The sequence below is a fragment of the Flectobacillus roseus genome, from assembly GCF_030056595.1.
Classification (GTDB): domain Bacteria; phylum Bacteroidota; class Bacteroidia; order Cytophagales; family Spirosomataceae; genus Flectobacillus; species Flectobacillus roseus.
This window is the reverse complement of sequence record NZ_JASHIF010000007.1, coordinates 370,809-385,736: the sequence shown is the minus strand read 5'-3', so window position 1 is coordinate 385,736 and position 14,928 is coordinate 370,809. Positions and strand designations below refer to the sequence as shown.

At 37.4% G+C, this 14,928-nt stretch carries 10 protein-coding genes; 5 read left to right on the top strand and 5 right to left on the bottom strand.

Annotation, left to right across the window (positions count from 1 at the left end):
• Positions 1 to 74: 74 nt before the first annotated feature.
• On the bottom strand, positions 75 to 767 hold the full coding sequence (locus tag QM524_RS08585) for a hypothetical protein (RefSeq protein ID WP_283344239.1): 693 nt from the start codon (positions 765 to 767) through the stop codon (positions 75 to 77).
• Positions 768 to 1,071: 304 nt separating this feature from the next.
• Between QM524_RS08585 and QM524_RS08580 the strand changes: the two genes are divergently transcribed.
• Complete coding sequence (locus tag QM524_RS08580; RefSeq protein WP_283344238.1) at positions 1,072 to 2,436, top strand: HAD-IB family phosphatase; 1,365 nt, start codon at positions 1,072 to 1,074, stop codon at positions 2,434 to 2,436.
• 300 nt (positions 2,437 to 2,736) lie between these two features.
• Here the strand turns inward: QM524_RS08580 and QM524_RS08575 are convergent, their stop codons facing one another.
• From QM524_RS08575 to corA, 3 genes are all read right to left on the bottom strand, one after another.
• Positions 2,737 to 3,807, bottom strand: a complete 1,071-nt coding sequence (locus QM524_RS08575; protein ID WP_283344237.1) for a mechanosensitive ion channel family protein — start codon at positions 3,805 to 3,807, stop codon at positions 2,737 to 2,739.
• Between the two features lie 709 nt (positions 3,808 to 4,516).
• On the bottom strand, positions 4,517 to 5,272 hold the full coding sequence (locus tag QM524_RS08570) for a DUF4241 domain-containing protein (RefSeq protein WP_283344236.1): 756 nt from the start codon (positions 5,270 to 5,272) through the stop codon (positions 4,517 to 4,519).
• 89 nt (positions 5,273 to 5,361) lie between these two features.
• Positions 5,362 to 6,306 carry a magnesium/cobalt transporter CorA gene (corA, locus tag QM524_RS08565; protein ID WP_166553680.1) on the bottom strand — a complete coding sequence of 315 codons (945 nt, stop codon included), beginning with the start codon at positions 6,304 to 6,306 and terminating at the stop codon, positions 5,362 to 5,364.
• A 486-nt stretch (positions 6,307 to 6,792) separates the two neighbouring features.
• Here corA and QM524_RS08560 point away from each other — a divergent pair, with 486 nt between their 5' ends.
• The 3 genes from QM524_RS08560 to QM524_RS08550 all read left to right on the top strand — a co-directional run bounded on the left by QM524_RS08560 (position 6,793) and on the right by QM524_RS08550 (position 10,362).
• Positions 6,793 to 8,136, top strand: coding sequence for an APC family permease (locus tag QM524_RS08560; RefSeq protein WP_283344235.1), 1,344 nt, complete (start codon positions 6,793 to 6,795; stop codon positions 8,134 to 8,136).
• A 162-nt stretch (positions 8,137 to 8,298) separates the two neighbouring features.
• Positions 8,299 to 9,468: a trans-sulfuration enzyme family protein gene (locus QM524_RS08555; protein ID WP_283344234.1), complete on the top strand. Its 1,170-nt coding sequence runs from the start codon at positions 8,299 to 8,301 to the stop codon at positions 9,466 to 9,468.
• A 228-nt stretch (positions 9,469 to 9,696) separates the two neighbouring features.
• Entirely contained in the window at positions 9,697 to 10,362 is a 666-nt protein-coding gene (locus QM524_RS08550; protein WP_095167379.1) for an HAD family hydrolase, read from the top strand.
• A gap of 420 nt (positions 10,363 to 10,782) precedes the next feature.
• Here QM524_RS08550 and QM524_RS08545 read toward each other — a convergent pair whose 3' ends face one another.
• Positions 10,783 to 12,195 carry an APC family permease gene (locus QM524_RS08545; RefSeq protein WP_166580089.1) on the bottom strand — a complete coding sequence of 471 codons (1,413 nt, stop codon included), beginning with the start codon at positions 12,193 to 12,195 and terminating at the stop codon, positions 10,783 to 10,785.
• Between the two features lie 482 nt (positions 12,196 to 12,677).
• Here QM524_RS08545 and QM524_RS08540 point away from each other — a divergent pair, with 482 nt between their 5' ends.
• On the top strand, positions 12,678 to 14,909 hold the full coding sequence (locus tag QM524_RS08540; protein ID WP_283344233.1) for a DUF5916 domain-containing protein: 2,232 nt from the start codon (positions 12,678 to 12,680) through the stop codon (positions 14,907 to 14,909).
• Positions 14,910 to 14,928: the final 19 nt, after the last annotated feature.

Here is a 14,928-nt window from a genome sequence, read left to right as displayed (position 1 = left end):
ATTTACCTGGGATTATAACTCTTGCTTAATTAAAAACAAGAGAGTGGTGTTCCACTTTTTTCACCTTAACTAAATTAGTTCTTCTGATCTCGAGTTTGCTCGAGGTTCAATATCTTTGAGCGTTGTTGGTTGATTTGTTGCTGCAAATCAGCCACTTTAGCTTTGTTTTCTTCTATTGATTTCTTGTCAGCATCTACTTGTTCTTGCGATTTGGCAATGCTTCGCAGTGAACGCTCAATGCGTTTTTCAAGTTTTGTGTTTGCGATTAGGAGTTTGTTGAGACTTTTCTGACTTTTATCTAAAGACTTACTGTCTTCTTGCAAAAGACCAGAAAGGTAATTGTACTGGTAGCGTGATAAGAAGTTTTCTAAATTGCTTGAAAGCTTCAAAACTTCCTCTGGAGTATAGGTTTGACTCGAGGCTTTTTCACTTACTGAGTTTGTGTACAAATATACATTAAATATTCCTTTCTCCACTCTACTTTCTTCAACATATAATATACTATTTACAGTAGCAGTAGTAATATCACTAAAAACAACGTCGTCGGCGATAACTTTATTGCTTCTGCGCTTAGTTTTTGCATGATAACTATTTTCTAAATACTCGCACCATGCTTTTAAAAGGCTTTTTTTATCACCTTTTGTACTCGAAGTAAGTACGGGCTTTCCCTCATACATACTTTCGGTAACTTTTTGACTAAAACTTAGATTACTGATAGATATTCCTATAAATAGGACACAAGCAAATACTGTTCGTTTAATATTCATAAGCTTAAATTTTAATATATTTTAAGTAAAGAATAGTAAACGCTTCAATCATAGGCAATTGTGTTTATTTGTAAAAGTGTAATCGTTTTTAAAACTACTCTAAATTTAGAAGTTTAGACAATAGTTTTTTTTCATTACAAACTTACAAGCCAAGTGTCAGCAAATCATTAGTAAAAGATTAGAAATTTATTAGAATTGTATAGCACTGTAGCTTTAAGGGGATTCTAATACCTATGTAAGCTGAATGTAATGTAAAATCGACATTTTGAGGAAACAGTTTTATGTCACTTAAAATGAATGATTTATGAAAAATATAAGTGTGATCATTCCTGCGTGGAATGAGGAGGCAACTATTTCGGAGGTAATAAGAAAAGCCTTTAACTCTAAATTAACAAAAGAAGTATTGGTAATTGATGATGATTCAACTGATAATACAGTTTCTGTAGCATTGTTATCTGGTGCGTGCGTGATTGGAAGTGCAGAAAAGGGAAAAGGAATATCTATGCAAGAGGGAGTCAGGTTGGCAACAGGTGATTATTTGGTTTTTCTCGATGCCGATATTCCTACCTATCCTGAAGATATCGTTGATTTGATGGCGAATCCTCTGATGGAAGGAAATATTGATTTTGTGAAATCATGCTTTGATAGGCAGGCTGGCCGTGTAACCGAGTTGCTGGCAAAGCCCTTATTGGATATCTACTTCCCTGAATTGAATCAATTTTCGCAACCACTGAGTGGAATAGTTTCAGGGAAAAGAAGCTTTTTGGAAAATATTGTTTTTGAAAACGATTATGGCGTAGATATTGGCTTGCTCATAGATATGTACCAAGCTAATGCCAGAATTGCCGAGGTAAATATTGGCTATGTCGAAAATAAAATGAAGCCATTGCAATCCTTAGGAAATATGGCCAAAGAAGTCACGCGTGCTATTATGAACCGTGCCGAAGCAGATACGACTTATCACGCCGTTCCACATCAGTCGGTAATTGGTGGGCTTCGAGCAGAGCTGAATCCAGCACTCAAGCATAGGGTGGTGGTATTTGATATGGATAGAACGATTTTATCGGATAGTTTTATTCAAACTGCGGCACGCCATTTTGGTTTTGAAAAAGCTCTCCGAAAAATTGCTCTTGAATATGTCAACCCTGTCATTAGAACCAAGGAGATTGCCAAATTGATGAAAGGACATACGATTGCTGAAATTATCGAGGTGTTAGATATGATTCCAATAACGCCAGATTTTGAGCAAACAGTGCAGGCATTGAAGCAAAAAGGTTGTGTGATTGGGATTGTAAGCGATAGCTATAGCTTGGTGACGAATCATCTGATGCACCGATTTCAATTGGATTTTACGATGGCCAATGATCTAGAGTTTTGGAGAGGGAATACGACTGGTGAAGTTAAAATTCCTTCGGCTTTTTTTAGACACCACGAAGCCAAGTGTAAACACGATTATTGCAAAAGCCATGTGATTTCTTATGTGTCAGCAGCTTTGGGATTGACGCTCGATGAAATAATGGTGATTGGAGATGGCGAGAACGATATGTGTATGGTACAAAAAGCAGGTTTAGGATTTTCGTTTTGTGCCAGTCATCCTGCTTTAGAATTAGTGGCTGATGTGGTGCTTCGAGAAAGGAGTTTTGAGCCTATGCTCGCGTATGTAGAGTAGAATATGAACTATTGTGGATTTAGGATTTCTGATTTCGGAAGTGTAATCTTTTATGTTTTGTAAAAAATAGAGGTATTTTACTCTATTTCCGAAATCAAAAATCCCAAATCCGAAATTGCTTACAATCTTTCGTACAGTACTATCATAAACAAGAAATGCTCCCCAAAGCGGGGAGCACTCTATATTTAGTGGAAGGTAATAAATCGTTCTAGTAATGAATTTTGAATGTAGAGTTTGGGTAATTGTATTTCCCATATTTCCTAAATCAGCCATCCAAAATCCACCATTGAAAAGCTTCTTCTATTCCTCATGAACGGCCATTTCTTGTGGCGATTTCATAATCATTGTTCTGGTAGGAAATGGAATTTCGATGGATTCTTCTCTAAATTTTTTATGAATATCTTTCATAAATTCATGTTTGATGAGAAACTGATCACTAAAAGTTTTGGCTCTCATAATAACCGTCATTTTAATGGAAGATTCTTCAAAAGAATTGAATCTTACAACTGGTGTAAAATTCTCTACGGCTCCTTCTAATCTAAGCATTGTACTAGTGGCTACTTCGATGGCAACCTTTTCTACATACTCCAAATCGCAATCATACGAAATGCCAATACTAACAGTTGCAGGGGTTTCGGTATCAGGAAAATTATAATTTTTGAGCGCATTGGTCGAGATTTTCGAATTGGGAACAATCACAATATGGTTTGCCATTGTTCTAATTGTAGTATTTCGCCAAGTAATATCTTCAATAAAGCCTTCTTCGCCTGTCGAAAGCTGTACATAATCTTGCGGACGAATCTTCTTTGACACTAATAACTGCAAACCTGCAAAAAGGTTTGACAAGGTGTCTTGTAGCGCCAAGGCTACAGCCAAGCCGCTGACTCCCAGTGCGGTAAGTGCTGGTGCGACTGATACGCCAACGCTTTGCAAAATCATTACTAATGCACCAATATAAATGGCTACTCGAATGATATTAGTAATGATAGAGGACGTTGGCACAGACCCATTTACTTGAGGCATTTTTTGATTCGCCAAGCTCGTGAAAAAATTGGCACAGGCTTTGGCAATACTAAAAATTAAAAAAATATGAGCTATTCTGCCTGCATAGATTTGATAATGCCCCAACTCTTTATTGTAATATTCCACCCCCATTTCCAAGAAAATAGCTGCAAGTAAGGGCACAATATTGTTGTGGATACTTACCAATAAAATATCATTGAAACTCGCCTCTGAGTGAATCGTATCAAAGTTGCCATAAGCTGCCTTTACACGTCCTCGCCAAATGGTCTGAGCTGTTTTGGCGATACCTACACCAGCACAAATCCAGCCTAAAAGAAATACTATTATAATCCAGTTTGATTCTAACATAATATCCAAAATTGTACGCTTGAGTAGAAATAAGCGAAAGATTTAACATGATTGATTAAACCCAAGTAGTTGCTTGAGTTAAAATATATACGATAAAATAGTGGAAAAGTTTTTTAATAAGTAGGAGTGATTGGTTTTGAATGCTGTCTTTTGAATTGGACACCATTTTTTGTGATGGATAAAGCTTTTTACACCGAAATAAGCTTCGAAATATGTATTGTTATCAAGTTTATCGCAAACTTGTTCTAAAAATACTAGACACTACTTAGCGTTATACTTCTTTACATTTGATGATACAAAGGAAATACGCCAGACTTAAAGTCCAATTAATAAATAATTAGAATCGAATTAGATTGTCTAATGATAGAAAACCTTCAGGGCTTTATTTAAAAAAGCCCCAAATCAATAATTTAGCGCATTTTTATACAATTGTAGATTTGGGATTGCTGATTATGGAAATAAACTAAAATGCCTTTATTTGTCATAAAAATAGAAGCTTACACTTCCGAAATCCAACGAATAGGACTTTTGGTCAGGTGTGGAATTTGAAATACCTTTGCTTGAATGTATTGTGGTGTAAATAGTTGTTTTTAAGTTGCTTACGATTTGGAAATGGGTTTCCGATAGCCGACACTAAGGTGCGGATAAGTTCCAAAGGTTGAGGTTTATTTCGTTCGCCCCACTTGCCACAACCCCATGTTGGTAGCCGTTATTCTTCTTCGTCCTCTTCGTCAGTTAGTTGAATAAAGTCAATAATTAGTTTTATTGGTTGTCCGTTTTTGTCAAGTCCAACGTACCGAGAATATAAACCGTCTCCCCAACCAGAACCAAACATTATTATGTTGGCATTTGCATTTGACGGTGTGTAATTTATCCAGTCTTCTCCTCTTGAACTCGCTGGTATATTTACATTTTCTTTAAAATGACTTTCCAAGACATCCTTGTAAAAATTACCTTCCTTGTTTTTTGAGTCAAAATCAGCAATTTCTTGATTGTATAACTTCCAAGTTTCGTAGTCTGCAAAACAGCCAAGTCCGTTTTCAACTGGAAACATTCCATTCATTTTTTTCTCAAAATCGTCTGCTAATAAAGTTTCCGAGATTAGTGACAGTTCCCAAGAAACTGGAATTTCGTCTTTGAAGTTTAGTTCTGCATAAGCAACCCGTCCGCTATAACCCTCATAACCATCATCAATTCCAATGTAAAGGTAAACGGGATATTCGTCTGGCTTTACTGTCCAAGATTGAGGAAGTCCTAATTCTCGAAACATTGGGTCAGCGGAAATGATTTGCCCACTTGTTAATTTAAGATTTCCAGCGAAAAATCTATCATAATTTTTGTTGGTTTTTAGATTTTCAAAGTCTGAATAGTCAAACTCTATTTCTTCGTCAAAAATTGTTTGTTTGACTTTCTTATGCTGTACATCATGTTCGGTCCTCCCGAAAAATTTGTCAAGTAGTCCCATTGGTAATTATTAAGTCAGTTTGTCGATAGTTTCGGTTTTATATAATGGCTGCCCACATCCGATATCCGAAATGGTTGTTTCTTGATTCCCTAAATCCAGTGTTTGCGTTTAAAAAACCACAGTACTGCGGTAGATGAAAGCATCATTAAAATCAATGCCAAATAAAAACCATAGGGATGCAAAATGGTTGGCATGACTTGATAATTCATCCCAAAAATTCCAGCGATGAGCGTAGGAGGGAGGAAAACGATGGTCACAACCGTAAAGATTTTAATAATCTGGTTTTGTTCGAGGTTGATCAAACCTGTAAATGTATCTTGAAGATACTCCAGTCGCTCAAAATTGAAAGTGGTATATTCCGTCAAGGAACTAATATCTTTCAACACAATCCTTAATCTTTCACGGTAACTTTCTGGAAATAATCTACTTCGTTGAATACTCGATAATACACGCTGTTTGTCGATAATACTTTCACGAAGCATCATAGAGTTTTCTTGTAAAGTGTTGATTTTGAGGAGTATTTCTTGTTTTGGCTTTTTTTCGTTGGAAAGTGATTTACTGATGTTAGTAATTTCGCGTGACATATTTTCCAGCAAATCGGCATCGGCTTCGATGCGTGTTTCGAGCAATAACAAGAAAATATCAATACCAGTCTCAAAAGGTTCTACATATACACGCATCTTTTTTACAGTATCAGCAAAAGTTTTTGAATCGCCCTGACGATAGGTAAATAAAGTAGTATTTTTTATCAAAAACGAAACAGGATAACTATGATAGCCATGCTGGTCTATTTTAGAAAAATTGGAGTTGGCTACCATCATATCGCCCTGTTCAAAAAAACGAGCACTACTTTCAATCTCCACAATTTCTTGCGGTGTCTGAAAACTAACTTGGCATTTGCTTTCTATCCATTCTTCCTCTTCGGGACTTGGCGATTGCAAGTCCACCCAAATCACATTCGGAATTTGCGAGAGCATTCTCACGTCGTTTTCCTTTCTGATTTGTTTTTTCTCCTTATAAAAGATTCTTACCATGTCAGTAGTTGTTTTGGCGTTGGAGTCATATCCAAGACTTGTTCAACACTCGTTGCACTGAGGCAACCGAGATATAGTTTATGAATTAGGTTAGCTACTAATGAGCTTCTGAAAATATAAAACATCCTACATTAATACAAGCAATCTATGGGTTTTTGGAGGGTACTGTAGGGTATCAACTCAGAAAAATCCTATCTTTTTAAAACTTTACAAAGCTGTATTTTGTGGTAAGTTATTGTGTGTTAGTTGATTATAAAAAACGGTGCTGTGCTTAATTTATATATACCATTCACTCAACTTTTGGGCTATTCTCTTTTTGAAGAGAATTTAGTAAATTTCTTTTTCATGTGTAAAACAACAAGTCAAAACCTAGGAGTATGGAGAATCCAAAACTTTTTGAGCTCTTCGGTAAGATAAGACTGGTTATACTTTACCTAAACCAAACTAAATTAACCCAAGTACTCGTCGTACGCTCATCCTCAAACTATGTCTGCAAAGAATAAATTAAATCTGTTTGATACCACCATGCTGGTGGTAAGTCTCATTATTGGAATGGGAATTTTCCGTAATCCAGTCGAAGTAGCCAAATCTGCACAAAGCCCTTCAATCTTTTTTCTAGCTTGGATTCTGGGCGGAGTCGTTAGCTTTTTTGGAGGACTTACCTATGCCGAAATTGGGTCGAGATATGCCGTAAAAGGCGGTTTTTACAAAATATTTTCGTATTGCTATCACCCAGCTTTTGCCTTTATGGTCAACTGGATGTTAGTAATTTCCAATGCAGGAGCAACCTCTATTGTGGCTATTGTGGGCGCAGAGTACATCAATCCTATCATTATGCCAGCCTCATTACAGAATCCGATGGGAATAAAAATCACTTCGATCTCAACGATTGTCATTTTGTATATCATCAATTTTGTGGGCATTAGACTTTCTGCTCAAACGCAAAATCTATTGTCGATGATCAAAATGGTACTTATGGCATTATTAATCCTGACTATTTTTGCTGGTCACCCTGCTCCTGTAAGTCATACTAATTTTGCTATTAGTCAAGAGGCTTGGCAGTTTACCGATTATCTCAAAGCCTTGGCAGTGAGCTTTATTCCTATCTTTTTTACCTACGGAGGTTATCAACAAACTATCAACTTTGGTACTGACATCGAAAATCCTGTACGCAATACGCCTAAGGGTATTTTTATTGGTTGTAGCTTGGTCATGTTTTTGTATTTGGCTATCAACTTTGCCTATTACAAAGTTTTAGGAATAGAAGGTATTGCGCAGTCAAAATCATTAACGGCTGATTTGGCGAAGGTTTTCTTTGGGGAAATTGGCTTCAAATTCACGTCGGTATTGCTCTTTATTTCGGTACTAACTTTTGTAAACTCTGCTATGCTGACGAATCCAAGAGTCTACTTTGCGATGGCAGAAGATGGCGTTTTGCCGCAGGTTTTCAAAAAGCAAAATGATAAATCACAAGTACAGGAATTTGCTTTGACAGTTTTTGCTTCGTTTTTGGTGCTATTCCTCTTTTTTGCAGATTCCTTCAAAGAATTATTAAACTATGTAATGTTTTGCGATTCTGTAGGTATGATTACCTCGGCAGCAACGATTTTTTTGCTAAGAAAAAAGAGCAAAGAGATACTAGGCGAAACCTATACGATTGGTTTTGGGAAAGTCCTTTTTCCTGTCATTTTTATAGCTGTATATACGGTAGTTGCGATTAGCTCTTTGGTTGAGAATAAGGAGAATTTACCAACTGCTATCGGTCTATTTTTGGGTGGCTTACCGCTGTATTATATTCTGAAAAAAGCAATGGATAATTTGAAAATATAGCGTACAAGGCACAAAGGCACAAAGGCACAAAGGCACAAAGGCACAAAGGCACAAAGGCACAAAGGCACAAAGGCACAAAGGCACAAAAATGATATAAAGAGTAAAGTTATCATTAAAAGCGGGGATATTCATGATGTGACAAGTGCCTCAAAAACAAAACTTATGGAAGACATTTCTTTAATTATTAACCAACTTGGCGAGGAGCGTGATTTGTATTATCAGGCTGTTTCTCCGCCAATTATGCAAACCTCCAATTTTGCGTTTAAGGATTTTGCTAGTATGCGCTCAACTTTTGAGGACGAATATGCTGGCGATTATATCTATACTAAAGCCAAAAATCCTACGGTAGATATGCTCAGACTCAAATTAGCAGCCTTGCAAGGTGCTGAAGATGCGCTGGTGACTAACTCTGGGAGTTCGGCTATTTTTTGTTCGATTTTGGCAAATGTCAAAGCTGGGGATCATATTATTTCGGTTCGCCAGCCCTATTCTTGGGCTCGAAATATGTTTGAGGTTGTATTGCCAAAATTCAATATCACACATACCTATGTAGACGGTAGAGATATTCGCAATTTTGAAGAGGCTTTGCAAGAAAACACCACCCTGATTTATCTCGAATCACCTAATTCGTTTAGTTTTGAGTTGCAGGATTTAGAGGCGGTTGGGAACTTTGCTCGTGCCAGAGGCATTACTACTATTATAGACAACAGTTATTGTACACCGCTTTTTCAGAATCCTCATGCTTACGGGATTGACTTGTGTTTGCATTCGGCAACTAAGTATATATCAGGGCATTCGGATACTGTTGCGGGTGTAATTACTGGCTCGAAGGTTCGGTTGAAAAAGATATTTGATTCAGAACTTTCCAATTCAGGAACAAGTCTTTCTCCATTTAATGCTTGGCTTTTGTTGCGTGGCTTGCGAACTTTGCCTATCCGTTTGAAGCATATTACTGAAAGCACGATGGCTTTGTTGCCATTTTTGAAAAATCACCCGAAAATCGCAAAAGTGATATTTCCTTTCGATACCGATTTCCCTCAGTACGAATTGGCTCGGAAACAAATGACGGGTGCTTGCGGATTGTTGACAATTGTGCTTCCGCCAGTAACTTATGAGCAAATTGAGCAATTTGCGACAGGACTCAAACATTTTTTGTTGGCTGTTAGCTGGGGTGGACATGAATCTTTAGTGATGCCCAAGGCCGCAGGAATTCGTCCAGAAAATTATGATTCGAGTAATGAGGAACACCGAATGGTGCGATTGTATATTGGTTTAGAAAGTGTAGAAGAGCTTCAACAAGATTTGAACCAAGCCTTAGAGGTGATAAGTTAGTACACAAAAAAATAATTATTGAGCCTCAGGCTTTCAGGTATGGGTTTTCGGCTGTGGGCTTTGGGAAAAAGCTTGTCTATGGTTGTTAAAAAACATGTTAAAACTCTTTACCTAATTCCTAAATCACACAATTTGAATCTAACTGTGCGCAATCACTTATTCACGCTTAAAAACTATTTTTTTCAATAATGGATAATGCTTTGCTACGACAAACTTATCCCAATCTCTATGAGTACACAAATTGCATTTATTTTTGACATGGACGGGGTTTTAGTTGATAACCTTGAGTTTCATGTAACAGCATGGTTGGAGTTTTGTGCCGATAAAAACATTCCTTTAAATCGTGAGGAGTTTTTTCAAAATTTGAATGGTAAAAACGCACAAGATACCATGAATTATTTCTTCAAACGTGAGGTAGAACCAGAATTGGCACATGCCCTAAACGAAGAAAAAGAAGTCATTTATCGCTCAATTTATTTGCCACATATCAAACCTGCTAATGGCTTGGTGGAGCTTTTGGAATCATTGAAAGCTAAAGGTGTGAAATTGGCTGTTGGTACTTCTGCTCCTCCTGCCAATGTCGATTTTACTTTGGATAACGCAGGCATTCGTCATTATTTTGATGAAATTGTGGATGCTTCGATGGTAAAACATGGCAAACCAGCGCCAGATATTTATTTGAAAGCAGCCGAAAAATTAGGTGTACCAATCGAACATTGTGTAGTAGCAGAAGACGCTATGCAAGGAATTCAAGCTGGTTTGAGTGCAGGAATGAAAGTAATCGGTATCACAACCTCACATACCGCAGAGGAGCTAGCTCATACGCACCTACAAGCACCAGATTTTACGACCATCAGCTACGATACTTTAGTGGAGTTGTTGGGTGTGGAATAATTCTAGATTTGAAAATTTGAGGATTTGAAGATTTGAAAGTTCTAGGATTAGAGGATTAGACGATTTAGAATTTTGAAAATCTCATAATTGGTTAGCGTTAAAGATAATAACATAACCAGCCCTCGACCAATAATTCCACTTAGTGGGTGAATTTATTCACCCATGACGAAAATGCTGGAATAGCTTTAATCAAAACAGGCGGTAAAAAACTAAGTTTTACCGCCTGTTTTGATTGATACTGTATAAAATAAGATTTTTGAGTACGGCAACCGCACGGGTTGCAACTACACCTTTTAATGCCAATATATTGAACTACCTCATCAATAATTCCATTTTCTAATCATCAAATCTCCAAACCCTCAAATCCTAAAATTTTCAAATCTTCAAATTATCAAATTCCCAAATTTTCAAATCATCAAATTAATCCCCCTTTTTCCAGTAAAAATAAAAAGGCAGACCAGTTGCCATAAGTCCTAGACCAATTATGGCTTCGCTTGGGCGCTCCATCAAGGTATTTATTAAAAGAACAATACAAAAAAGTATAAAGATCGCAGGGACAAATGGATAGGCGATTACTTTGTATGGACGTGGTGCATCGGGCATTTTTTTACGTAAAATAAATACCCCAAAAGTCGTAGCGCCATAAAAAATAAAGGCGGCAAAAATCAACATATCTGTCAGTTGGTCGAAAGTGCCCGAAAGTACCAATAACGATGCCCAAACTGCTTGTAATGTCAATGCTTTTGATGGAGTATTGTATTTTGGATGAATATAGTCCACTTGTTTGAAGAACATTTTTTCGTGTGCCATGGCATAAAAAAGACGCGAAGCCAACAAAATTGTGCTACTCGTACAATTGAAGGTAGTTACCAAAATCAAACACGAAATCAAGACGCCTCCCCATGAGCCAAGAAAATGCGTAACCACCGCCACAGCACCAATGCCGTTTTTGGTCTCGTGAATTTTGATAAACTCGTCAATTGGTAAAATATAGAGGTACACAAAATTCATCATCATATACATTGCAATAATGATAATCATCCCAATGGTCAGTGCCAAGGGAAGATTTCTTTGTGGATTTTTGATTTCGCCACCAATATAGCCCACACTATTCCAGCCTTCATACCCCCAAAATGCACTCAAACACGCTAACGCCAAGGCTTTGAACAAGGTACCGCCTTGCATTTCCTCTGGATTAAATTTGGCACTGTTTAGTTTGAGATATTCCCAGTTACCCACACTAGAAGTAAGCCCCAAAATGATAATACCAACCATAACGATAATCATCAGCGTCACGAGAGTATTACTGAGTTTTTCGCCCAACTTTAAGCCTTTGGTATTAAAATAGGTTAGAAATATGATTAGGGCAATGGCGATAAACTTGATGCCTAAATTATCCAGAAAATGTAGTCCTAAAAAACTCATTTCGCTCATTTCGGGCGACGAGTTAGGAATAGGAACTAAGCTATTCAAAGATTGTGCAAACACATAAGCAATGGACGCAATGGAGGCTGTACGAATCACAGCAAAGTTGGTCCAGCCGAAAAGAAAAGCAAAAAAGCGATTGTAAATTTTACGATAGTACACAAAATCTCCTCCCGAATCTGCCAACATACTAGCTACTTCGGCATTGCTGAGCGTACCTGCTAAGCTAATTAATCCCGCAACCAACCATGCGGTAAGGACAAGCCCTGGCGACTGTAGTTCGGCCGACATGGGGGCAATTTTTTTGAATACTCCAGTACCAATTACAGAACTGATTACGAGTACAATAGCGGAGGTGAGTCCAATAGAACGTACTAATTTTCCTTGATTATCGGAAGGGTTTTGCATAGTGTGGTTTGAGTTATTGGGGAGATAAGACAAAATTTAGTTGGTGAAAAATGTATTCAATTTTTTCTAAAGCAATACCGAAGACTGCTTTTCTGAAAAACAAGTTTATACAAATTAGTCAATAAGCCTTTGAGTTCCAAATTCTATAGAATACGAGCTACTTTGGTAAGTGCTTTGCTATAGAAAAACCAAGAGACATTTGTCATTAAATGATTGAAAGTTAAAAACAATCTTGAAATTGTGGCGGTGATTCGAAAAAGCTGGCTTAATTTTGAGGCGTTTACTATGTATTACTACTGATTAAATGATGGATAAGTGAAGAATTATATTTGAAAGAGTGTTTATTCAAGTGTTTTTCATTTGAGCTTTAAGTACTTATCCTATGAGTATTTCCCTCATAAGACATCACACATATATCGTAGATTTCTGAGTAATTATTTTACCTTTGCTAGATTACCTTAACATTTAACAACAGCTAAACTGTGAAGAAAACTTTACTACTTCTTACTATTCTTTTCATCAACATTTTATCGGCACAAGCCCAAAAAATCAACGAGTCAACTCAATATCATATCAAGCCTGCAACAGGGAAAATCAATATTGATGGTAACCTTGAAGACCCCGCTTGGAAAGATACCGAGTTGGGTGGAGATTTTTGGATGATTACGCCGACTGATACCGCCAAGGCCAAAGGCAAAACGGAATTTCGTTTTACTTACGACGAGAATTTTTTGTACGTGGCGGCTATTTGCCATGAATCCATCAAAAACAAATCCTATATCGTAGAATCTCTAAAGCGAGATTTTAGCTTTGGAAATAACGACAACCTCTGGTTGATTTTAGAGCCTTTCAATGATCTTACAAATGGGTTTGTGTTTGGTACAAATGCGGCTGGAGCACAATTTGACGGGATTATTTCGGAAGGAACCAATCTCAATGCCAACTGGGATAATAAATGGTATTCATCAACCAAGTATATGGGCGATCATTGGGTAATGGAAGCTGCGATTCCTTTCAAAACACTGCGTTACAAAGCTGGCGAAACGCGTTGGGGGATGAACTTTAGTCGTTTGGATTTAAAATCTAATGAAAAGTCTTGTTGGGCTCGTATTCCTAAGCAGTTCTTTAGTATTACTTTGGCGTATACAGGTTCATTGGTATGGGATACTCCACCACCAACGCCAAAAAACAATTTCTCGATTATTCCGTATGCCTTGACGGGTGTAAACAAAGACTACGCCAAGGGAACTGATGCGACGATCAGAAAAGACGTTGGAGTAGATGCCAAAATCGCAGTATCTTCGGCACTGAATTTAGACTTGACGGTAAACCCTGATTTCTCACAGGTAGATGTCGACCAGCAAGTAACAAACCTAGATCGTTTTGAGTTGTTTTTTCCTGAAAGAAGACAGTTTTTCTTAGAAAATTCTGACTTGTTTAACAATTTTGGTTTCAAATCTATTCGTCCATTTTTCTCCAGAAGGATAGGTTTAGGTTCACCGATTCAATTTGGGGCTCGTTTAAGTGGAAAACTCAATAATAACTTGCGTATTGGTTTGATGAATATGCAAACCGACCCTAATAGTGCGTTGGGAAAACCTACACAAAACTTTTCGACCTTGGTTCTTCAACAAAAAGTATTTTCAAGGTCAAATATAGGTTTGATGTTTTTGAATAAAGAAGCGCTCAATTTTGACGAAAATAAAAATGTAGGATATACCAAATACAACCGTAACCTTGGTTTTGAATATAATCTAGCTTCTGCCAGTAATTTGTGGACAGGTAAGTTTTTGGTGCTAAAATCATTCACGCCAAAAGCTACTAACAGTACTAATACTGCATCGGGTGATGACTTCGTGCAAGCAACTAGCCTCTCGCATAATGGCACACACTGGGTGATACAATGGCAACATGAATACGTAGGCAAAAACTACAATGCCGAAGTAGGATATGTACCTCGTGTGGGTTATTTCAAAATAGACCCAGCTTTGACCTACTTACTATATCCAAAAAGTCCTACAAGTAAGGTATTTGTTCATGGCCCGACTGTAGAATCTGTCAATTACTGGAATACCAGTAGTAAGTTGACAGACTATACCAATATATTTGCTTATGGTATTCAGATGAAAAATAGAAGTGCTTTAACCCTCTGGACTGCTAAAGATTATGTAAAGTTACAATTCAAATTTAATCCATTAAATCCTTATACCTCTGAGTATTACGTCGCCAATCAAAGTGAACACTCGTGGCATTCGGCAGGATTTGATTATGTGTCAACGTCTAAGCGCCTGTTGACTTATACGCTATCTACGCGTGTGGGCGGTTATTATGGCGATGGTACACGTGTGGGTATTACGGGCTTGGTTGGGTATCGTTTTCAACCGTACGTGAGCTTTTCGGTAGGAGCCGATTATAACGATATTCGCAATGTATCTGTAGCAAATAGTGCCAATGATATTATATCTAAACAGTCAGCGAAATTTTTCTTGATTCGTTCAAAAGTAGATATTACGTTTACTAATAATTTGTATTGGACAACGTATTTTCAATACAACGAACAGCAAAAAAATGTAAACCTCAATACCCGTATTCAATGGCGATATAAACCAGCATCGGATATTTTCTTGGTATATACCGACAACTATGTGCCTAATTCGTTCGGTATCAAAGACCGAGCAATCGTTTTGAAAATGACGTATTGGTGGAATGTGTGATGCCTGCAACAGGTACAAA

Coding starts and splice junctions, on each gene's coding strand:
- QM524_RS08585 (WP_283344239.1), bottom strand. CDS start 767: ATGAATATTAAACGAACAGTATTTGCTTGTGTCCTATTTATAGGAATA.
- QM524_RS08580 (WP_283344238.1), top strand. CDS start 1,072: ATGAAAAATATAAGTGTGATCATTCCTGCGTGGAATGAGGAGGCAACT.
- QM524_RS08575 (WP_283344237.1), bottom strand. CDS start 3,807: ATGTTAGAATCAAACTGGATTATAATAGTATTTCTTTTAGGCTGGATT.
- QM524_RS08570 (WP_283344236.1), bottom strand. CDS start 5,272: ATGGGACTACTTGACAAATTTTTCGGGAGGACCGAACATGATGTACAG.
- corA (WP_166553680.1), bottom strand. CDS start 6,306: ATGGTAAGAATCTTTTATAAGGAGAAAAAACAAATCAGAAAGGAAAAC.
- QM524_RS08560 (WP_283344235.1), top strand. CDS start 6,793: ATGTCTGCAAAGAATAAATTAAATCTGTTTGATACCACCATGCTGGTG.
- QM524_RS08555 (WP_283344234.1), top strand. CDS start 8,299: ATGGAAGACATTTCTTTAATTATTAACCAACTTGGCGAGGAGCGTGAT.
- QM524_RS08550 (WP_095167379.1), top strand. CDS start 9,697: ATGAGTACACAAATTGCATTTATTTTTGACATGGACGGGGTTTTAGTT.
- QM524_RS08545 (WP_166580089.1), bottom strand. CDS start 12,195: ATGCAAAACCCTTCCGATAATCAAGGAAAATTAGTACGTTCTATTGGA.